Here is a 20,726-nt window from a genome sequence, read left to right as displayed (position 1 = left end):
AAAAAGTTCAAAATCAGTTTACGCCAAGCTTTTTCTGCAAGCTGCTCGACGAGGTCGTGTACTGGAAGACGATGCGCTCGCCGGGGCTGACGATGCGCTTGGCGGCCTGCGCCATCAGCGCCGCCTCATGGAAGCCTGAAAGGATGAGCTTCAGCTTGCCGGGATAGGTGTTGATGTCGCCGATGGCAAAGATACCCGGCTCGGAGGTTTCGAACTTCTCCGTATCGACGGGGATGAGGTTTTCGTCGAGGTTCAATCCCCAATCGGCAATCGGGCCGAGTTTCATCGTCAGGCCGAAAAAGGGCAACAAACGCGTGCAGGCGATCTCGACGTCGCCGTCCGGCCCCTTGACGATGGCTCCCGAAAGCTGGCCATCCGTGCCTTTCAAGCCGCTCACCTGGCCGATCTGAAAGTCGAGATGTTTCGTTTCCTGCAACGCATACATCTTGTTGACGCTGTCGGGTGCGGCCCGAAATTCCGGCCGGCGATGAACCAGCGTGATGCTTTTGGCGATCGGCTGGAGATTGAGCGTCCAGTCCAGCGCGGAATCGCCGCCGCCGACGATGAGGAGATCATGGCCGCGGAAATCTTCCATGCGCCGCACCAAATAAAAGACGCTTGTGCCCTCATAAGGCTCTATGCCGGGAATCGGCGGCCGCTTGGGCTGAAAGGAGCCACCACCGGCGGCGATCACCACCACCTTTGCCTCGAAAACCTCGTTTTCGTCGGTAGTCAGGCGAAACGATCCGTCCTCACGGCGCTCCAGCGCCGATACCATGCGGTTGAAGGTAAAATCCGGCTTGAACGGGGCCGCCTGTTCCATCAGCTTGTCCACCAACCCCTGCGCGGAGATCGAAGGCCAACCGGGAATGTCGTAGATCGGCTTTTCCGGATAAAGCTCCGCGCATTGGCCGCCGGGTCGGTCGAGAATGTCGATCAGATGGCATTTGAGATCGAGCAGGCCGAGTTCGAACACGGCGAACAGGCCGACCGGCCCTGCCCCGACAATCAGGACGTCTGTCTTGGTGATCCCGCTCATGCATTGCACCCTTGCCTGCGATGGACCGAGACTGCATGAGCATCGGCCCGCGAGCAAGGCCAGCTTTTTACCTCCTGACCTGCAACTTGCCGCTACGGCTCCCTGCCCTTCGGGCGTTCAGCCTCTTTAAAACGTCCACCGGACGTTTCAATCCGCCCAAGAGCAGGCCGGGCCTTCACCGTTCGTCGCTGAAAAAGCCAAATCGTTGGCTTTTTCTCGGCCTACGGCCGATCGCTCCTCACCCCTGCCGCTCGGGAACGCGTACGACAAGGCCGTCCAGTTCGTCGCGCACCCTGATCTGGCAGGACAGGCGCGAATTCGGCTGCACGTCATAGGCGAAGTCGAGCATGTCTTCTTCCATCGCCTCCGGCTCACCGACGATGTCCTTCCATGCCTCATCGACATAGACATGGCAGGTGGCACAGGCGCAGGCGCCGCCACACTCCGCCTCGATGCCCGGCACGGCATTGCGGATCGCGTTTTCCATGACCGTTGAGCCATTCTCGGCCTCGACATCGAAATGCGTGCCGTCATGGGCGATATAAGTCAGCTTGGTCATTGCGTTACCTGGGCATTACCTGAGGGGAAAGCCGCAGAAACAGGCGGCTTCCGCGGAGATAATGACTTGGCACAACAAGTCAACCATTGTGAGAAGGCGTCACGCCATGGCGCATTCGGCAAACTGCGCGTGGACCAAGGGCGATTTGGCTGCTTTTCTCAGCGATTGATGGCGGCGATGAAATCGCGCACTTCGTCAATCAAAGTGGCGAGACGGCCGATGGCAGGTCCGTCTTGCGGGTTTTTCTCGATTTCGGCGGCGCAATCGGCGACCGCGAAGGCGCCAACGCCGCGCGCCGATCCCTTCAGGCCGTGAGCCAGCGAAATCCGCTCTTTCGTATCGGCATCGGCAATGCGGTCGCGCACATCCGCCACTTGCTGCGCGAACAAAGCCAACACTTCGCGCTCCAGGTCGCGGTCGCCCATGGTCTGGCGCGAAAGGTGTTCCAGATCGAACGGCCGAAGCGGTGCCGATCCACAGGTTTCGCCGCCAGGCCGCGAAAACGCCACGCCGGATTCCTGCATGTTTTAACTCCGTCAACCACGCAAACACCTGCGCTCCAAGGGCAAAAAGCCTATGCCGGCAAGGTGCATAGGAGGTTAACGCCGCCGCCGAAATTTTGCCTCACCCGCATGCGGAACTCACGGCTCCGTTAACCTTATATTTAAAGTTTTACGTATGTGCCGGAATGCATGTTTTCTTTACCCCCCTGTGTCATTACGATACGAGGCGTCCATATTCTGCCTCAGACGCGGGGCCTGAGAAGCCGAAATAGGCCACAGACAGGGTCCGCAGTAGCAGCTAGTACAGGGTAGCGAAGGCATGGCGAAGAAAACAACGGCCAAGAAGAATCTCGACAACGAAGTAGCCAAGGAACTCGAAGAAGCACTCGATTTCGATTTCGCCAACAATCTGGATGGCGACCTCGATATCGCAGCTTCCATGGAAGACCTCGAGGCGCAGATTTCAGAAGCTGCCGACGAACTTGCCCGTGCCAGCCGCGCCGAGAAGGAAAAGCCCGTGGCGGATTCCGAGGTCGACGAGACGCCCTCGCCGACCAAGCTGTTCGCCGCCAACCAGCCGAAGGCCGAGGAACCGAAGGAGACGCTGCGTCCTGTCGAACCCGCCGCCGGCAGCACGCCGGCCGCCTTGTCGCCCGCCAATGACGACAGCCAGAAAGATTACCGCTCGCTGATACGCGGGCTCAATCGCCGCGGGTCCAATGCGGTATATTGGGTCGTCGCGTTTGTTTCGCTGGCGTGGATTGCCGGTGCCGCGGGCTTGGCAAACCTTCTGTTCGGCTCCGACATCTGGCAGATTCGCTCGCTCGACCAGCTTCTTGCCCGCCCCGAACTGATCGGTCTTGCCGTCGCGGCCATCGTTCCCGTGGTGCTGTTCTGGGCTTTCGCGGCCATGGTGCGGCGTGCGCAGGATATGCGGCTGGCCGCACAATCGATGACGGAAGTCGCCTTCCGTCTCGCCGCGCCTGAAAATCTCGCGCAGGACCGCGTGATGACGATCGGCCAGGCCGTGCGCCGCGAAGTGGCGGCAATGGGTGAAGGCATCGAGCGCACGCTGGCGCGCGCCGTCGAACTGGAAACGCTGGTCCATAGTGAAGTCAACCAGATCGAACGCTCCTATTCGGAAAACGAATCCCGCATCCGCTCGCTCGTGGATGGATTGGGCAGCGAGCGTGAAGCCGTCGTCGGCCATGCCGAGCGCGTGCGCGCTTCGATTGCCGGCGCCCACGAGACCTTGAAAGACGAAATCGACTCCGCCGGCGAACGCATTCGCGAAAGCATACTCGGCGCTTCGACCAACCTGTCGATGACCATCACCAACTCCGGCGACACGCTCATCGACCGCATCAACGACAGCTCGCTGTCGATCTTCGACACGGTGGAAACCCGGCTCGACACCATCACCGACCGGCTCTCGACCTCGGGCGAGGCCTTCGCCAGCCTGCTCGATACGCGCATTGCCAAGCTGACCGACAGCACGGACGGCCTGACCCGTTCGCTGACGGAACTGCTCGACGACCGCACCGCCGGCATGGTTTCGCTGCTCGGCGGCGCCGCTCGCAATCTGAACACCGAATTCGAGGAAAGCCTCAACAATATCGAGCGCACGCTGGCCGAGCGTGGCCAGGCGCTGATCAGCGAGTTCGAAACCCGCGCCGAGGCGCTCGATACGGGCACGCAGAAGCTCAACGCGGCGCTGGAAGCACGCGCGCGTCAGATCAACGAGACGCTGGTCGAGCGCGCCCGTGAGATCGCCACCACCTTTACGGAGGGCAAGGACACGCTTGCCGCCATGATCGATCAGGGCAAGGCCCAGATCAACGAGGATATGGCTGGCATCGTCACCTCGACTTCCGCGATGCTCGAAAGCCATTCCAACGATTTCGCCAGCCGCATGGAAGCGGCGCGCCATGTCGTGTCGCAAAGCTTCGAAGCCGATATCCAGCGGCTCGCCGATGCGCGCACCGGTATCGAGGAAGCCGTCGAGCACCACAGCCGCAAGCTGGCCGAAAGCAGTGACCGCATGGCGGTCGCCATGCAGTCCGACCTCGCCAAATTCGCCGACAGCCGCACGGCCATCGACGACGCTCTGGCCGGTCAGGTGCACAAGCTGGCCGAAGGTCGCGATCTCATTGCGCGCGCGCTTGAGGAAGATTTGCGCAAGGTCAACGAATCCCGCGCGGCCATCGACGCCTCTCTCGGCGCACATCTGGAAAGGTTGGACGAAGGCCGCAACCGGCTTTCCAAGGCCCTTAGCGAAGACTCGCAAAAACTGGTCGAAGCGCGTGGAACCATTGATGAAATGGTTGCCGGTCATGTCGGAAAGCTGGCCGAAGGCCGCAATATTCTTTCGCGCGCGCTGGAAGCCGATCTGGGCAAGCTGGAAGAAGGCCGCGCCGGGATTGACGGGCTGGTCGCCGCCCAGGTCGAGAAGCTGGCGCAGGGCCGCGACGTGCTGGCCAGGGCATTCGAGGCCGACGCCAACAGGATCAAGAACCTGATGGAGAGCCATTCGGTCAAAATGACCGAAGATCGCGGCGAACTTGGCCGGGCTCTGGAATCCGATCTGGCCAATATCCACAAAATGGTCGAGGACCATTCCGGCCGGCTCGCCGAGGAACGCAGCCTGCTTTCCAGGACGCTTGAATCCGATCTGGCCAAGCTGGCCGAAAGCCGCTCCGGCATTGACGGGCTGGTCGCCGGTCAGGTCGAAAAACTGGCCGAGGGCCGCGATATCCTGCGCCGGGCGCTGGAAAGCGACCTTGTCACCATTCGCGAGACGCTGTCCGAGCAGTCGCGCCAGCTTGGCGACGACCGCGGCGAATTCGCCGCCGCGCTGGAGCGCGACCTGCAAAGCGTCAACACGCTGGTTCACGACCATATGGAACGTCTGGCGTCCGACCGCTCCACTCTTTCGCGGGCGCTGGAAGACGATCTCGCCAAGCTGGCCGAGAGCCGTTCCAGCATCGACGGGCTGGTCGCCGGCCAGGTCGAGAAGCTGGCCGAGGGCCGCGATATCCTGCGCCGCGCGCTCGAAAGCGATCTCAACACGATCCGCGAGGCCATGGACGAGCAGTCGCACAAGCTGGGCGATCACCGCAATCAGCTTTCGCGGGCGCTGGAGGAAGACCTGCGCACGGTCAACAGCCTCATCGACGATCACATGGCTCGGCTGGTGCAAGATCGCGCCACGCTTTCAGGCGCGCTGGAGGAAGATCTTTCCAAGCTCGCCGACAGCCGCTCCAGCATTGACGGGCTCGTCTCCGATCAGGTCGAGAAACTGGCCGAAGGCCGCGATATCCTGCATCGCGCGCTGGAGACAGACCTCAACACGATCAAGGATGCGATTAGCGAACAGGCGCGCAATCTTACCGGCAATCATTCAGAATTCTCGCGCGCCATCGAGGGCGACCTGGAAAACATCCGTGCGCTGGTCCAGAGCCATATGGATCGCCTCTCCGACGACCGTGCGACGCTTTCCGAGGCATTGCAGGCCGATCTTGCCAAGCTGGCCGAAAGCCGCGCCGGCATCGACGGGCTGGTTGCCGGCCAGGTCGAAAAACTGGCCGAGGGACGCGACATTCTGCGCCGGGCGCTGGAAGCCGACATGCAGAAGCTCGTCGCAAGCCGTGGCGAGATCGACGAAATCATCACTGCCCATGTCGGCAAGCTGGCGGAGGGCCGCAGCATGCTGACCGTGGCGCTCGAGCAGGATCTCGACAAGCTGGTGGACGCCCGCAGGCAGGTCGATACCGCCGTGACCGGCCATATCGACCAGATTGCGGCGCGCAGCACGCTGATCTCCGATCGGCTGGCCGGCGACGTCGCACGCATCGAGGACGCCTTCGAGCGCCAGGGCGGCGTGATCGAGGAGCGCACGGGCGCGATCGAACGCGCGCTTGCCTCCGGCATAGACAACATCCGTGGCGTGCTGGAAAAGAGCGCCCTGTTCGTCGCCGGCGCCCTGCGCGAAAAGGTCATGGAAGTCACCGCCGCGCTGCATGAGCAGGCCGGCACCGCCTTCAGCGATGCCGACCGCAAGATCGCCGAGCGCGCCGAACAGACCTCCACCGCCCTGCTGGCGCGTGCCGAAGACATTGCCCGCGCCTTCGAGGATGCGGATCAGCGGCTTGCCGCCCGCGCCCAGGACACGTCGAGCCTGCTGCTGGCACGCGCCGAGGAGACCGCGGCACAGCTGGACAGCAAGGCGCAGTCCATCGCCGGCACCTTCGACGCCGCCGATCAGAAGCTGGTTGCCCGCGCGGTCGAGACGGCGCAGTCGCTGGCCGCACGCGCCGGCGATATTTTGCGCAATTTCGAGGATGCCGATCAGCGGCTGTCCTCGCGTATCGGCGAATCGGCGCAAGCATTGGCGGCGCGCGCCGGCGAGCTCGGCCAGATCTTCGATGCGGCCGACAGCCAGTTGAAGTCGCGCATCGCCGAGGGTTCCGAGGCACTAACCGCCCGCGTGGCCGAGATCGGCCATGTCTTCGACGCGGCCGACAAGCGCATGGTTTCGCGCATCGCCGACAGCACCTCCGCCATCAGCGGCCATGCCGACCAGATCGTCGGCGCCTTCACCGACACCGAGCAGCGCGTGGCGCAGCATGTACGCCAGACCGGCGAGGAACTTGCCGCCCACGCCCGCGAGATCGAGCAGGCGCTTTCGGGTGCCGACGAGCGGCTGGCCGCCAGTGCCGCGACAACGGCTGCCCGCGTCGGCGAGCATGTCACGGAGGCCGAGAACCGGCTGGCCCGCTCCGCCGAGACGATGCGCGAGGCGCTCGGCCAGCAGGTCTCGCAGGCCGAGAACCAGCTTGTCGAACGCGCCAATGTCATCGCCGAGACGTTCACCGCGGTCGGCCAGCATATCGGCCAGAGCACCAATGACGCGGCCAGGGCCATCGGCGACAACACCCGCGAGCTGAACTCCATGCTCGCTGCCCGCTCCACCGAGATCTCGAAGATTCTGGATGAGACGGCACGTCCTCTCGTCGAGCGCTTCGCCCAGGGCGGCGGCGAGTTGCAGCGCAGCATGGAGGAAGCGACCGAGCGCGCCACCGAGAAGCTGCGTCTGGAAAACGCGGCGCTGGCCGAGGCCATCGCCAGCCGCACCGCCGAGACACTGTCTTCGGTCGAGAATGCGCGCAATACACTGGCCGAGGGCGTCAGCGGCCTGATCGACCGGATGGGCCAGTCGAGCGCGCAGTTGAACGCGCTGATCGAGACGGCATCCGCCAATCTCGGCCAGGTCGAAAGCCAGCTTTCAGGCAGCACGCAGAGCTTCGCGGCAACCACCGAAAAGGCGGCGCAGACCTTCGCCAGCTCGGCACGCCTGGTCGATTCCAACACGACACGGCTCACCGAACTGTCGTCCACGACGCTGCGCGAAGTGGCCTCCATCGCCACCAAGTTCGATGAGCACAGCCGCCTGCTTGCCAGCGCGTCCGAGTTGCTCGGCTCGGCCCAGAGCAATCTGGAGCACACGCTGGAGCGGCAATCTTCGCTGGACGACCTGGCGGTCGGCCTGGTCAAGAAGTCGGAGGAACTGGAAAAGGTCATGCAGTCGTTCGAAAATCTGGTCGGCCAGACCCTCCAGAGCGCCGAAGGCAAGACCATGGCTTCGGCCGACAAGATCCGCGAAACCATCAGCGAGCTTGTCGAATCCGCCACCAAACGGTTCGCCGACGCCACCGACGAGATGCGGCGCACCGCCGGTTCCATCAAGAGCGAGCTGGATCTTACCCGCGCCGAGCTCAAGAAGGGCGTCATCGAGATGCCGGAAGAAGCCAAGGAATCGACCACGGCCATTCGCCGCGCCGTTTCCGAGCAGATCAACGCGCTCAAGGAACTGTCCGACATCGTCGCCAAATCCGGCCGCACCGTGGATGTACAGGAGCCGCGCGGCACGCCGCCGGCGGCGGCAACCCGGCCCGCCGAACCCTCGCGGCCAGCCCCGCAGCCGCAAGCCGCTTCCCGCGCTCCGCAGGGCGGCGGCACGGCGGTTCGCCAGCGCGAGCCGGAAACGCGCACCCCCGAAACAAGGGGCTCGCAGGGCGGTTGGGTGCGCGATCTGCTCAGCGGCGCCTCGCGTGACAGCGGCGCTGCCAAGCCGGCGCCAGCCGAGGCGCAACGCCCGGCCCCTGCCCCGCGCTCACCGCTGCATGTCGTGGAATCGCTCAACTCGCTGTCCGTGGACATTGCCAGGGCCATCGACCACGACGTTTCGATCGAGTTGTGGAACCGCTACCGGCGCGGCGAGCGCGACGTGTTCACACGCCGCCTCTACACGCTCAAGGGCCAGCAGACCTTCGATGAAATCCGCCGCAAATATCAGGCGGAACCGGAGTTCCGCTCCGCGGTCGATCGCTATTGCGGCGATTTCGAGAAGCTCTTGAAAGATGTTTCGCGCAACGATCGCGACAACATCATGGGGCAGACCTACCTCACCTCCGATACCGGCAAGGTCTACACGATGCTGGCTCACGCCAGCGGCCGGCTCCAGTAAGGTCGGACGCATATGATGAGGAAGGCGGGGCCAGTCCCCGCCTTTTTCACTCTGGGCACACAGGCCGAACAGCTTTCTCCGGCAGCAAGCGTGCCACTCATGGTGGTGCGTGCTTCGAGACGCCGGCCAGCCGGCTCCTCAGCATGAGGGAGGGTGGTGCTTCCCCCTCCTTCGCCTCCCGAGTTTATCGAAGGGCATCCATCTCCCCACAAGGAGAGAGATCGGATGTCACAATGGCTTTCGCCAATCACAAACGCCGCGGAACCGGTGAAGACGGGCAAAGCTGCAAATCTTCCTCCTTGTGGGAGGCGGCCAGCGGGCAGCAAGCGTGCCACTCATGGTGGTGCGTGCTTCGAGACGCCGGCCAGCCGGCTCCTCAGCATGAGGGAGGCTGGAGTTTGAAATCCCTGGCTTAAGCTTGATGGTGAAACGAGACTCACCGCTCAGATCTGCGAATCGGTCCAGCGCACGATCTCGGTGGAAACGGTGCCGAAAGCCTGATCCAACGCCGCCACATAGGCCTGATTTCCGCCCCCCCTGACCGGCGCGCGGGCGCTGAATGTCCTTGCCGCGCGCACCTCGCCATTGCGGTCGTTGAGCAGGCGCACGAACAGTTCGACCTGCGCGTGCTCGCCGCCATCGACACGAATGTCGAAGGCACGAATTTCGGTAATGACCTGATAGTCGATGGCCAGCCCTTCGCCCGGCTTGCCGACACCGGCGAAACTGCCGGCGCCCTGGAATGTTTCAGCCAATCGCGCCTGCACGATCAGCGGCAGCCGATCCGCCCATTGCGCGCCCTTCAGATACTGGATCGAGGCCGGCGACGGCTTGATGACGATGTTCTGGCCGTCAAGCGCCTTGAGCGCGGCAGGTTCGGCGATCAGAATCTGGCGCCGGCTGTGATGCTGCGCGGTTACGGAAGGCGCTGAAAGCTCGAACGTATCAAGCGGCGGCGGGCCGGCGCCAAGCGCGGCACAGCCGGCCATGACGAAACCGGCCAGCGTCAGGGCCAGCGGCGCCGACGCGCGACGCAGCAGCGCCCTGCGGATGGCCGGCCGGTCCCGCCCGGCATCGCCGCCGTCATCACTTGTCTCAGGAAGCAAACTCAACGCCGTGCCCTCCCGTCATACTGGCGAACCTCGCCGGCGCCACCGGACAAGATGCGCTGTGGATTGCGCTGGAAATCACTGACGGCCTGCTCGATACGATCGATCGAACGGCGGCTGTCTTTCACCAACGCCTCGACATTCTGCAAGCCCTGACCGGAGAAGCGCGCCAGATTGTCGGTGATGACGCCCAATTTCGAATTCAGCGTGTCGGCCACCTGTTTGAACGACTTCAGCGTCGCCCTGGCATCGGCAACCAGCCCGTCTGCCTGGTCGGAGCCGAGCAGCTTGTCCACCTTCAGCAAAATGCCGTCCACCCGCACCGAAGCATTGTTCAACCGCGCTGCAAGCTGCTGTGCGTCATGGATGGTCTGGTCGATGTCGTCGGCGCGGTCGGCGAATTTATGCGTCACCACGGCAACGTCCGCCGCCGCCTTGTTGGCGTTCTCGCTGGCTTCCTGGATATTGGCGATCGCTTCACGCACATCCTTGGGGTCGATACCGTCGAGCACGCTGTTGACCTTGTCGAGCGTGCCTTGGGTCTTGGCGGCAAAGCCGTTGATCGAACCGACCGCCGTGTTGACGTTCTTGATGACGTCGTCGAACTGGTCGCTCGTCGTCTTGAGGTTTCCGGTGAACGTATCGATATTGGCGACGATCTCTTTCACCCTGTCCTTGTCCACGGCATTAAGCAGCCCCTCGGCCGCCTTGAGCGTACCGTCGAGCTTGCCGGAAACGCCTTGAAGTTCGACGGCCAAAGCGCTGACACTGCTCAAGAATTTATCTATGCCATCCGAGTTGCTGGCCAGCGCGTCGGAGAATTTCTGGACATTCTGCACGGTTTGGGTCAGCGGTCCGCGCACATCGTTGGTGAAACCTTCAAGCTGGGACAAAACCTTGTCGGCGCGGGTAAAAATGTCCTGCGCGGTTTGCAGCAAATTGGTGACAGCCGACGGATTGGCTGTAATTTCAGCGACAGTCCCGTTGATCTCCGCCTCGTCGAGCAGTTTCGGCTCATGCGGGTTTGCGCCCTTGAGCTCGATATTCGCCTGCCCGGTCAGGCCCGCCAGGCCGATAAACGCCTTTGTCGATTTGGTGATCGGGGTCAGCCGGTCCACCTCGGTGTCGGCGATGGCGACCGTGGGGTTGTCGACATCGATATAGACGCGGCGCACGTCACCAACCTTGACGCCGTTGAACAAGACGAAACTGCCGCGCCCCAGGCCGGACGCGGAGCCCGGAATACGCACGCGCAAAAGCACCGTCTCGCCGCGGTCGCCGATGGCGGACGACCAATAGACGAAAGCGAATGCCGCCAGGATCGCAACCAGCGTGAAAATGCCGACAATGACGTAGTTGGCTCTGGTTTCCATTGCTCTACTTATGGCTGTGCGCGGGAGGCAAGATCAAGTTGACGGGCGCGCTTTCCGCGGAAATATGACTTTACCCACGGTTCCTCGCTTTTCAGCATGTCCTCGATGGTGCCTTCGACAAGCACTTTCTTGTTGCCGAGCACCGCGACGCGGTCGCAGGCGGTGAACAGCGAATCGAGATCATGCGTGACCATGTAAACGGTCAGATCCATGGTATCGCGCAGCTTGACGACCAGTTCGTCGAATTCGGCGGCGCTGATCGGATCGAGGCCGGAGGTCGGCTCATCGAGAAAGACGATATCGGGGTCAAGCGCCAGCGCCCTAGCCAGAGCGGCACGCTTGATCATGCCGCCCGACAGTTCCGACGGGAACTTCTGCGCGGCATCGGGCGGCAGGCCGACAAGTTCGATCTTGAGCAGCGCCAGTTCATCCATCAGCTTTCTCGGCAGGTCGAGATATTCGCGCATCGGCACCTGCACATTCTCCAGAACGGTGAGCGCCGAAAACAGCGCGCCATGCTGGAACAGGACGCCGAGCCGCATGTCGATCTTCAGGCGCTCAATGTCGCTCGTCTCCTCGACATCGACACCGAAAAGCCTGATCATGCCGGATTGCTTGCGGTTGAGCCCGAGAATGGTGCGCAGCAGAACTGATTTGCCGGCGCCCGAAGCCCCGACGAAGCCGAGAATTTCGCCTCGCCTGATTTCGAGCGACAAATGATCGAGGATGACCTTGTCGCCGAACGCGACGGTGATGTCGTGCGCCGACAGCACGATCTCGTCGCTCTCGCTATAGGTGGCTGTTTCGGTCATCGTCATGGGTCAGAAATTGATCGTGGCGTAGAATATGGCGAACAGGCCATCGAGGACGATGACCACGAATATCGATTTCACCACCGAGGCGGTGACGTGCTGGCCGAGCGATTCAGCGCTGCCGCCGACCTTCATGCCTTCGACCGAGGCGATAATGCCGATGATCATGGCCATGAACGGCGCCTTGATCAGCCCGGCGAAGATGGTGCTCAGGTCGATCGCCACGCGCAGCCGGTCGATGAAGGCGGCGGGCGGAATGTCCGAATAAAGCCAGGCGGCCATCATGCCGCCGCCGAGCGCCGCGAAATTGGCGAAAATGGTCAGGCATGGCAGCCCGATGGCCAGCGCGACAAGGCGTGGAAACACCAGAACGCCGATCGGATTGAGGCCGATGACCTTGAGCGCGTCGACCTCTTCGCGCATTTTCATCGAGCCGATCTCGGCGGTGATCGCGCTGCCGGACCGGCCGGCGATCATGATCGCCGTCAAAAGCACGCCAAGCTCGCGCAGCACCAGCACGCCGACCAGATCGACCACGAAGATGTCGGCGCCGAAATAGCGAAGCTGGTAGGCGCCCTGCTGCGCCACGATGGCGCCGACAATGCCGGCCATCAGCACCACCACCGGAATCGCGCCCACGCCCATGCGATCGATCTGGTTGAAGATCGCCGCCGGATTGACGCCATGGCCGCGGCCGAGTTTCATCTGGGCGCCGCGAATGGTGGCGCCCAATATGTTCATGGCGGCCAGAAAATCGTCACGCATGTCATAGACACGCCGGCCGATCGCTTCGAGAAAGCGAATGATGACATTGGGCCGCCGCTCCGATGCCGACTCCTGGCTACGCCGGACGGCATCGCCCACCGCGCCAAGCAGGATGGAGGTCACTTCGCTTGCCCCCTGGGTATCGACTGCCGCGCCCTTCTTCTCGGCCACGTCGATCAGCCGCTCGATCAGCCAGGCGCCGGCCGTATCGATCTTCCCGATGCCCGAAAGATCGAGGGTCAGGGCGCGAAAGCCCGCCTGCTCGATCTTGCGCATCTCGCCATCGACCCCGGCGATGGTGCGTGTCGTCCAGTTTCCGGAAAAGGTACAGCGCAGGGCGTCCCCGTCCTCGCTGGCAGCGACTCGAGGCAAATGGTCATCAGCATCTTTACCGGTCGCGCTGCTTGTGCCGCGTCTGCCGATCGTCAACATGGAGCATTGTTTAGCGTGGCAGGCCGATTCTGTCGATTTGGCGATGCCGCCGCTCCTGCCAACCGGGGTAGAAAAACATGGTGCGTGTCATTTCTGTCGAAGCCGAGCGTTTTCCCATTGCCGGCACCTTCACCATTTCGCGCGGATCGAAAACCGAAGCCGAAGTGCTGACATGCACCATACGCGACGGCAATGCCATCGGGCGCGGCGAATGCGTACCCTACAGGCGCTATGGCGAGACGATGGAAAGCGTGCAGGCACAAATCGGCCAGTTGCGCAGCCAACTCGCCATGGGGCTGGATCGCGAGGCCCTGCTCGACGCCATGCCGGCGGGGGCCGCGCGCAATGCGATCGATTGCGCGCTATGGGAGCTCGAAACCAGGATGAGCGGTGTATCGGTGGCGAAACGGCTCGGCCTGACGCCTGTGGCGCTGGAGACGGCCTATACGCTGTCGCTGGACGAACCGGGCGCCATGGCGGCGCAAGCCCGCAAGAATGCCGCCCGACCACTGCTCAAGCTCAAGATCGGCGGCGGCGGCGATGATCTGGCCCGCATCCGGGCGGTGCGGGAGGCGGCACCGGACAGCCGTCTCATTGTCGATGCCAATGAAGGCTGGAGTGACGATACGGTCGCAAAGAACCTCGCTGAAGTGGCGGATCTCGGCGTGGCGCTGGTCGAACAACCCTTGCCGGCCGGAAAGGACGCGATGCTTGCGACCTTCAAGCATCCGGTGCCGGTCTGCGCCGACGAAAGCCTGCATGAGACCAAAGACCTCGCAGCGCTTGCGGGGCTTTACGACGCGATCAATATCAAGCTGGACAAGGCCGGCGGCCTGACCGAAGCTCTGCGGCTACGCGACCGCGCGACAGAGATGGGTTTTTCGATCATGGTGGGCTGCATGGTCGGCACGTCGCTGGCGATGGCGCCGGCCGTGCTTCTGGCGCAGGGCGTGGACTTCGTCGATCTCGACGGCCCGCTGCTGCTTGCGCGCGACCGCAAACCCGGCCTCACCTATCACGGCTCGCTGGTGTCGCCGCCCGATGCAACATTGTGGGGTTGAGCGAGGCGAAAAGCCAACAATATCCCAACAATGCAAACCGGTTGCGCCGGACCTGCTTCAAGCGCTAATTTTCCAGTATTTTCAAGGAGAACAATGATGGATCTGGGTATTGCCGGCCGCAAGGCGATCGTATGTGCATCCAGCAAAGGATTAGGGCGCGGTTGTGCCATGGCATTGGCCGAAGCCGGCTGCGATCTGGTGGTCAATGGACGCAACGGCGAACTGCTGGCAATGACCGCGGCGGAGTTGCGTGAGCGTTTCGGCGTGGCGGTGACGGAAGTTGCCGGCGATGTCTCGAAACATGAGATACAACAAGCACTTATCGCCGCCTGCCCGGAGCCGGACATCCTCGTCAACAACAATGGCGGCCCCCCCTTCCGCGATTTCCGCGAACTCGACCGCGAGAAGATTCTCGAAGGTGTCACGCAAAACATGGTGACGCCGATCGAACTCGTCAAAGCCGTCATCGACGGCATGGCGGCGCGCGGCTTCGGCCGTATCGTCAACATTACTTCGCTGTCCGTCTACGTGCCGATCCCCGGCCTCGACCTTTCCTCAGGCGCGCGGGCCGGCCTCACCTCGTTCCTGGCTGGCGTGGCGCGCACGGTCGCTGACCGCAATGTGACGATCAACAGTCTCCTGCCTGGCAAGCTCGACACCGACCGGCTGCGTGGCCCGCATGAAGCAGGAACGATCGAGGATCCGGCGGCGGGTGCGGCGCGCAAAGCGCGCATTTCCGCCGATATTCCCGCCAAAAGGCTCGGCTCACCGGAGGAATTCGGGCAGGTCTGCGCGTTCCTGTGCTCGGTTCATGCCGGCTACATGACGGGCCAGAACATCCCCATCGACGGCGGACTTTACGTGAGCGCGTTCTGATGGCTCGCAATACCGGGCGCGCATGTTAAAAGGAATCGGCCAGCAAAAGGGGGAAATTCCATGGTCGGTGACGACGACAAAACCAAACGCACCGACCTCGAGGACGCCGCTCTCTTCTTCCACAAATACCCGATCCCCGGAAAATTGGAGATTCAATCCACCAAGCCGCTCGGCAACCAGCGCGATCTGGCGCTCGCCTATTCACCGGGCGTCGCTGCGCCCTGCCTGGCGATTCAGGATGAGCCGGCGACGGCTGCTGACTACACAGCCCGCGCCAATCTGGTCGCGGTGATCTCCAACGGCACCGCCGTGCTCGGCCTCGGCAACATCGGACCGTTGGCTTCCAAGCCGGTAATGGAAGGCAAGGCAGTTCTTTTCAAGAAATTCGCCGGTATCGACGTGTTCGACATCGAGATCGACGCACCCGAAATCGAGCGGATGGTGGACACCATTTCCGCACTGGAGCCGACTTTTGGCGGCATCAATCTGGAGGACATCAAGGCGCCTGAATGCTTCGAAGTCGAAGAACGATTAAAGGCGCGCATGAAGATTCCGGTGTTCCACGACGATCAGCACGGAACGGCGATAATCGTGGCGGCAGCTATCCTCAACGGGCTGGAATTCGCGAGCAAGAAGATCGAGGACATCAAGATCGTCACCTCGGGTGCCGGCGCGGCGGCACTCGCCTGCCTCAATCTTCTGGTCTCTCTCGGCGCCAAGGTCGAGAATATCTGGGTCACCGACCGGCACGGCGTTGCCTATAAGGGCCGCGTCGAGGAAATGGACCGCTGGAAGGACCCATACGTCAAGGATACCAACGCCCGTACATTGGCCGATGTCATCGAGGGCACTGACGTCTTTCTCGGCCTGTCGGCCGCCGGGGTTCTAAAACCGGAATTGCTGCCGCTGATGGCGGAAAAGCCTTTGATCCTGGCACTGGCAAACCCCACACCGGAGGTCATGCCGGAAGTCGCACGATCGGTTCGGCCGGATGCCATGATCTGCACCGGCAGGTCTGACTTCCCTAATCAGGTCAACAATGTATTGTGTTTCCCTTACATATTCCGGGGGGCGCTAGACTGCGGCGCGAGTGCCATCAACGAGGAGATGAAGATGGCGGCAGTGCGCGCCATCGCCGCTCTGGCGCGCGAAGAACCCTCCGATGTCGCCGCCCGTGCCTATTCCGGTGAAACCCCGATCTTCGGGCCGGAATTCCTGATCCCTTCGCCTTTCGATCCGAGATTGATCCTGCGCATTGCGCCGGCTGTCGCCAAAGCGGCTTGTGATACGGGCGTCGCGACCCGTCCGATCGCGGATATGGCCGCCTATATCGACAAACTCAACCGCTTCGTCTTCCGATCCGGCCTTGTCATGAAGCCGGTATTTTCGTCTGCAAAAACAGCCATTTCCAAACGGGTTATCTATGCAGACGGCGAAGACGAACGCGTGCTGCGCGCCGCCCAAGTGCTTCTGGAAGACGGTATTGCTCAGCCGATACTGGTCGGCCGCCCGCATGTCGTAGAAGTAAGGCTCAAACGCTATGGCCTGCGTATCCGCCCCGGCACCGATTTCGAGCTCATCAATCCGGAAGACGATCCACGTTATCGGCATTACGTCGATTTATTGATTGAACTTGCCGGGCGGCGCGGCATAACCCAGGAGGCCGCGCGCACGCTAGTGCGCACCAACAATACGGTAATCGCAGCACTCGCCCTGAAACGCGGCGAGGCCGATGCGATGATTTGCGGGCTGGAGGGTCGGTTCGACCGGCATCTGCGCTATGTCACCCTCATCATCGGTCCGCGCGAGGGCGTGCGGGATCACGATCTTTCGACGCTTTCCATGCTGATCTCGCAGCGCGGTGTTATCTTCCTGACCGACACACATGTCTCGATCAACCCAACGGCAGATGAGATCGCTGAGATGACAGTATTGGCGGCTGAGGAAATCAGGCGCTTCGGAATCGAGCCGAAAGCCGCCCTGCTCTCCTATTCCGATTTCGGCTCGCGCGACGGTGAAACCTCACGCAAGATGCGCGAGGCCGCAGCAATCCTCGCGCGCATCGCACCCGACCTTCAATGCGACGGCGAGATGCATGCCGACTCCGCCCTGTCTGAGAATTTGCGGCAACGCGTCTTCCCGCATTCTCGTCTGGAAGGCGAAGCCAATCTCCTTGTGTTCCCGAATCTCGATGCGGCAAACATCACTTTGACCACTGTGCAGACAATGATGGACGCTCTGCATGTCGGGCCTATTCTGCTCGGCACCGACAAGCCGGCTCATATCCTCACGCCATCTGTAACATCGCGCGGCGTGGTCAACATGACGGCCTTGGCGGTGGTGGAGGCCGCACAAAGGGCTCAGGCGACGGTTCCTCCGATCAGCCTTGGCGCGAACAGCGATATATAGGCAAGGAAACGGTTAACTGGCCCGCCGTACTATCTCTCCGGCTTGCGGGGCGACTGACGAGATGAAAGGCAGCGGAAAACGACTGGCATTGGCCGCGACACTGTTGGGCATCCTGGCCACCATGGCACCGGCGCATGGTGCGACACGCACCTGCCATCAATTGGAGAGCGCACTTATAGCTGCGTCGCGCAGCGCCGCCACTCCAACTGCGATCAGGGCATACGACAAGGCCATCCATCGTCAAAACATGGAGATCAAGGTAACGCGCGACCGTGCCCGCGAAATCGATTGTGGCTTTTCGCTTTTCTCCAGAAACATTCGCCAATGCGCAATCCTGAACACCTCTATTCAGCGCATGGAAACCAATCTCGATACGCTGCATCGGAAACGTCAAGCCCTTGCACAAGGCGGTTCAATGCATGTGGGTTCGCGCATCCGCGCCGAGATGGAAGTGCGCGGATGCCGAGAAAAGCCAATCAAAGTCGGTAGCGTAAAGAGCGTCGCCAAGGCACTCTCAGCGGACGCTTCATCTGATCCCATTGCGCGCAACGGTACCGCTTCCGTTCTCGATATTCACGGCAGTCATATCGTCGTGCTGCCCAATGCATATGGTCGGGGTGCGGGCGACTTCAGAACTACTTGCGTACGCACCTGCGACGGCTATTTCTTCCCGATGTCGAACGCCGCTACACTCGGCGACTTTCAGCGCGATCAAGCCAATTGCGAGTCCGCCTGCCCCGGGACGGAAATGCAGATATTCTACCAACGCGGCATGAACGGCGACACGGCAAATATGCTGTCGGCAGCTACCGGCAGAGCCTATAGCGAGCTATCCACTGCCTACCGTTATAAACGCCTAGACATTGAGCGATCACCTGCTTGCGGATGCAATGCCGCACGGCCTTTCTCTATAATCGGCGGCACTTCTTCCCGTCGTGCAGCCACATCTCTTGAAAGCCTCACTGGTTCATCGTCAATCCTGACGGAGCCATCACAGTCCGAGGCCGAAAGCCTTGCTGCGCAAACCGCAATCCCACAATCCGGATCTGAGACAACCGAACGTGCCTCCGACAAGCACAAGATCAGGGTCGTCGGGCCAAGGTTCTTTCCCGACCCAAAAGCGGCAATAGATCTGCAAGTTCCGGCCCCGATTCAAGGCCGGTAAGCGCCAGCCGCAACGGCATGAACAACGCCTTGCCTTTACGGTCGCCTGCTTTGCGGATCGCCGCTGTCCACGTCTTCCAGACATGTTCGCCCCAGGGATCCTCAGGCAGGAGATCGAAGGCCCCACGCAGAAAATCGCGGTCTTCCTTTGAAAATTTCGGCTTTTTCTCAAGATCTTCGTTGACGATGCGCCACCACACAAGCGCATCCGAAAGCCTGTCGAGATTGCCGCGAACCGCGTTCCAGAAGGGTTCCGCCCTTTCACCCGTCACTCCGAGAATGGCAAGGCGATCGCGCGCATCTGAAAACGGCATATGATGGAGAAGCGCACGGTTCAGTACGACCAGTTCGTCAGCGTCGAACTTGGCGGCGGATTTCGAGGTAGAAGCAGGATCGAACCGATCCGCCAACGCGGCCAAGGACGGCATTGCGGCTACATTTTCCGACGTTCCGATCAGAACTGCCAGAGAAGCTATAGCCATGGGCTCAATGCCGGATTCCCGCAAGCTTCCAATAGAAAGCGCGCCGCTACGCTTGGAAAGCCCCTCGCCTGACGCGGTGGTAAGCAAATTATGATGGCCAAAGATCGGCGCCTCAGCGCCCAGCGCCTTGAACAAGGCGATCTGCACGCCGGTGTTGGTGACATGATCGTCGCCACGGATAATGTGAGTCACGCCCATCTCGATGTCGTCGGCCACCGAAGGCAAGGTGTAGAGATAACTACCGTCCTCACGCACCAGAACCGGATCCGAGAGCGAAGCCAAGTCGACGGTTTCCTCACCGCGCACCAGATCGTTCCAGTGGATCTCGGTACGCTGCGGTTCAAGTGGGTTGCTGATAAAATTGGGCAACAGAAAACGCCAGTGCGGCCGTCGGCCGTCGGCCTGAAACTCGGCAACCTGCTCGCTGGTGAGAGCAAGCGCTTCGCGGCCGTAAACGGGTGGCAGACCGCGTGTACGCCGCACTTTTCGTCTGAGATCAAGTTCCTCAGGCGTTTCATAGCAGGCGTAGAGTAGTCCAGCCGCTTTCAATCTCTCGACGGCAGCATCGTAATGCTCGATCCGCTTCGATTGATATTCTGTGGCATCCTGAAAGATGCCCAGCCAATGCAGATCGTAGAGGATGGAATCGGCATTATCCTGCGTAGAGCGCGCAACGTCGGTATCGTCGAAACGTTGGATGAAGCGGCCCTTGTGCTTTTGCGCAAAAAGCCAGTTGAACAACGCCGTGCGGGCATTGCCGATATGAATACGGCCAGTGGGCGATGGAGCGAAACGGACTGTAACGGTCATGAATGGGGCGTAAATGATGCCCCAGTCTTTTGCAAGCCAGCCAACCGCTCGTCAAAACGGCATCGCAATCCCGCCCACCAGCCATTCCTGCCTACGACGGCACGAGCGCGACTAATTCACCGCTTGCTGTTGTGGCGCTGTCATATCCGACGCCACCGGTAATTCAGCACTGGCAAGTTCTTCAGCGCACAGATCGGCGGCCCCCGCGACAGGCTTTTCCATTTTCGCAAACGTCACCCAACCGCCGTCCGAGACAAAACTGTCTCGTTTCCAGGAATCGGTCTTCTTCAATTCCGCCAGCGACGACGCTGCATTCGGTGCGCTCAAGAAGCGATGAACGCAGATGTTCGCGGCCAATTGTGCCGAGGCTTGTTTGGCGGCGAGATCAGCTTGTTCCGTAGCAGAACCGCCAGTGACCCAACCTCCCCAGGAAAACCCGACAATCATCGTCAGTACGCAACTCGCCACGCAAGACCAGAACCAAACGCCCTTGGACGGATGATAAGCTTGCCATTTCTCTCCTACAGACATCATGTTCTCCCTTTGTTTTATGCATTCCCGAGTCATCGCGATCTCATGATCACGATATTGAGACACACTAACACATTGAGTGATTGAAGATACCCCGACCAGGCATTCATTTCAGCCGCCGACCGCACCAAAACAGTCGGGCCACACCTTGCGATGCGGCCCCCTCCTTCCCCTTCCACCAGGAAAATCATCCAGATCTGGCGCACACGGGGCTGTGCAAATGCTCGGATTTAAATCGATATGCGCCGGATCAAAGCTGATTTCGTGGTCCGCCT

Annotated in this window: 14 protein-coding genes; 5 read left to right on the top strand and 9 right to left on the bottom strand. The window is 61.5% G+C overall.

Features of this window, described 5'->3' with window-relative positions; genetic code table 11:
- Positions 1-13: 13 nt before the first annotated feature.
- The 3 genes from BFN67_RS09250 to BFN67_RS09240 form a co-directional block, all read right to left on the bottom strand.
- Positions 14-1,039: an NAD(P)/FAD-dependent oxidoreductase gene (locus tag BFN67_RS09250; protein ID WP_080919339.1), complete on the bottom strand. Its 1,026-nt coding sequence runs from the start codon at positions 1,037-1,039 to the stop codon at positions 14-16.
- A gap of 238 nt (positions 1,040-1,277) precedes the next feature.
- Positions 1,278-1,598, bottom strand: coding sequence for a 2Fe-2S iron-sulfur cluster-binding protein (locus BFN67_RS09245; protein ID WP_080919338.1), 321 nt, complete (start codon positions 1,596-1,598; stop codon positions 1,278-1,280).
- Between the two features lie 158 nt (positions 1,599-1,756).
- Positions 1,757-2,122, bottom strand: coding sequence for an Hpt domain-containing protein (locus tag BFN67_RS09240; RefSeq protein WP_080919337.1), 366 nt, complete (start codon positions 2,120-2,122; stop codon positions 1,757-1,759).
- Between the two features lie 298 nt (positions 2,123-2,420).
- Here BFN67_RS09240 and BFN67_RS09235 point away from each other — a divergent pair, with 298 nt between their 5' ends.
- Complete coding sequence (locus BFN67_RS09235; RefSeq protein ID WP_080919336.1) at positions 2,421-8,627, top strand: apolipoprotein A-IV repeat region-like domain-containing protein; 6,207 nt, start codon at positions 2,421-2,423, stop codon at positions 8,625-8,627.
- A gap of 443 nt (positions 8,628-9,070) precedes the next feature.
- Here the strand turns inward: BFN67_RS09235 and BFN67_RS09230 are convergent, their stop codons facing one another.
- From BFN67_RS09230 to BFN67_RS09215, 4 genes are all read right to left on the bottom strand, one after another.
- On the bottom strand, positions 9,071-9,616 hold the full coding sequence (locus BFN67_RS09230; protein WP_080919508.1) for an ABC-type transport auxiliary lipoprotein family protein: 546 nt from the start codon (positions 9,614-9,616) through the stop codon (positions 9,071-9,073).
- A gap of 119 nt (positions 9,617-9,735) precedes the next feature.
- Entirely contained in the window at positions 9,736-11,109 is a 1,374-nt protein-coding gene (locus BFN67_RS09225; RefSeq protein ID WP_080919335.1) for an MlaD family protein, read from the bottom strand.
- A gap of 8 nt (positions 11,110-11,117) precedes the next feature.
- Positions 11,118-11,927 carry an ABC transporter ATP-binding protein gene (locus tag BFN67_RS09220; RefSeq protein ID WP_080919334.1) on the bottom strand — a complete coding sequence of 270 codons (810 nt, stop codon included), beginning with the start codon at positions 11,925-11,927 and terminating at the stop codon, positions 11,118-11,120.
- Positions 11,928-11,930: 3 nt separating this feature from the next.
- A complete protein-coding gene (locus tag BFN67_RS09215) occupies positions 11,931-13,118 on the bottom strand; it encodes an ABC transporter permease (RefSeq protein ID WP_080919333.1) in 1,188 nt (395 codons plus the stop codon).
- Positions 13,119-13,195: 77 nt separating this feature from the next.
- Here BFN67_RS09215 and dgcA point away from each other — a divergent pair, with 77 nt between their 5' ends.
- The 4 genes from dgcA to BFN67_RS09195 all read left to right on the top strand — a co-directional run bounded on the left by dgcA (position 13,196) and on the right by BFN67_RS09195 (position 18,629).
- The gene (gene dgcA, locus BFN67_RS09210) at positions 13,196-14,179 is read left to right on the top strand and encodes an N-acetyl-D-Glu racemase DgcA (protein WP_080919332.1); all 984 of its coding nucleotides are present in this window, start codon (positions 13,196-13,198) and stop codon (positions 14,177-14,179) included.
- Between the two features lie 96 nt (positions 14,180-14,275).
- A complete protein-coding gene (locus BFN67_RS09205; RefSeq protein ID WP_080919507.1) occupies positions 14,276-15,055 on the top strand; it encodes an SDR family oxidoreductase in 780 nt (259 codons plus the stop codon).
- 60 nt (positions 15,056-15,115) lie between these two features.
- A complete protein-coding gene (locus BFN67_RS09200; RefSeq protein ID WP_080919331.1) occupies positions 15,116-17,464 on the top strand; it encodes an NADP-dependent malic enzyme in 2,349 nt (782 codons plus the stop codon).
- 61 nt (positions 17,465-17,525) lie between these two features.
- Entirely contained in the window at positions 17,526-18,629 is a 1,104-nt protein-coding gene (locus BFN67_RS09195) for a DUF2865 domain-containing protein (RefSeq protein WP_080919330.1), read from the top strand.
- On the opposite strand, the gene gltX is transcribed toward BFN67_RS09195, so the two are convergent.
- Together gltX and BFN67_RS09185 are read right to left on the bottom strand one after the other, a co-directional pair.
- The gene (gene gltX / locus BFN67_RS09190; protein WP_080919329.1) at positions 18,547-19,920 is read right to left on the bottom strand and encodes a glutamate--tRNA ligase; all 1,374 of its coding nucleotides are present in this window, start codon (positions 19,918-19,920) and stop codon (positions 18,547-18,549) included. The two genes, BFN67_RS09195 and gltX, sit on opposite strands and share 83 nt — an antisense overlap.
- Positions 19,921-20,031: 111 nt before the next feature.
- A complete protein-coding gene (locus BFN67_RS09185; protein WP_080919506.1) occupies positions 20,032-20,454 on the bottom strand; it encodes a hypothetical protein in 423 nt (140 codons plus the stop codon).
- Positions 20,455-20,726: the final 272 nt, after the last annotated feature.

Source organism: Manganibacter manganicus, from assembly GCF_002075885.1.
Taxonomy (GTDB): domain Bacteria; phylum Pseudomonadota; class Alphaproteobacteria; order Rhizobiales; family Rhizobiaceae; genus Mesorhizobium; species Mesorhizobium manganicum.
This window is presented reverse-complemented; position numbering and strand designations above follow the sequence as displayed.

Coding starts and splice junctions, on each gene's coding strand:
- BFN67_RS09250 (WP_080919339.1), bottom strand. CDS start 1,039: ATGAGCGGGATCACCAAGACAGACGTCCTGATTGTCGGGGCAGGGCCG.
- BFN67_RS09245 (WP_080919338.1), bottom strand. CDS start 1,598: ATGACCAAGCTGACTTATATCGCCCATGACGGCACGCATTTCGATGTC.
- BFN67_RS09240 (WP_080919337.1), bottom strand. CDS start 2,122: ATGCAGGAATCCGGCGTGGCGTTTTCGCGGCCTGGCGGCGAAACCTGT.
- BFN67_RS09235 (WP_080919336.1), top strand. CDS start 2,421: ATGGCGAAGAAAACAACGGCCAAGAAGAATCTCGACAACGAAGTAGCC.
- BFN67_RS09230 (WP_080919508.1), bottom strand. CDS start 9,616: ATGGCCGGCTGTGCCGCGCTTGGCGCCGGCCCGCCGCCGCTTGATACG.
- BFN67_RS09225 (WP_080919335.1), bottom strand. CDS start 11,109: ATGGAAACCAGAGCCAACTACGTCATTGTCGGCATTTTCACGCTGGTT.
- BFN67_RS09220 (WP_080919334.1), bottom strand. CDS start 11,927: ATGACGATGACCGAAACAGCCACCTATAGCGAGAGCGACGAGATCGTG.
- BFN67_RS09215 (WP_080919333.1), bottom strand. CDS start 13,118: ATGTTGACGATCGGCAGACGCGGCACAAGCAGCGCGACCGGTAAAGAT.
- dgcA (WP_080919332.1), top strand. CDS start 13,196: ATGGTGCGTGTCATTTCTGTCGAAGCCGAGCGTTTTCCCATTGCCGGC.
- BFN67_RS09205 (WP_080919507.1), top strand. CDS start 14,276: ATGGATCTGGGTATTGCCGGCCGCAAGGCGATCGTATGTGCATCCAGC.
- BFN67_RS09200 (WP_080919331.1), top strand. CDS start 15,116: ATGGTCGGTGACGACGACAAAACCAAACGCACCGACCTCGAGGACGCC.
- BFN67_RS09195 (WP_080919330.1), top strand. CDS start 17,526: ATGAAAGGCAGCGGAAAACGACTGGCATTGGCCGCGACACTGTTGGGC.
- gltX (WP_080919329.1), bottom strand. CDS start 19,920: ATGACCGTTACAGTCCGTTTCGCTCCATCGCCCACTGGCCGTATTCAT.
- BFN67_RS09185 (WP_080919506.1), bottom strand. CDS start 20,454: ATGATGTCTGTAGGAGAGAAATGGCAAGCTTATCATCCGTCCAAGGGC.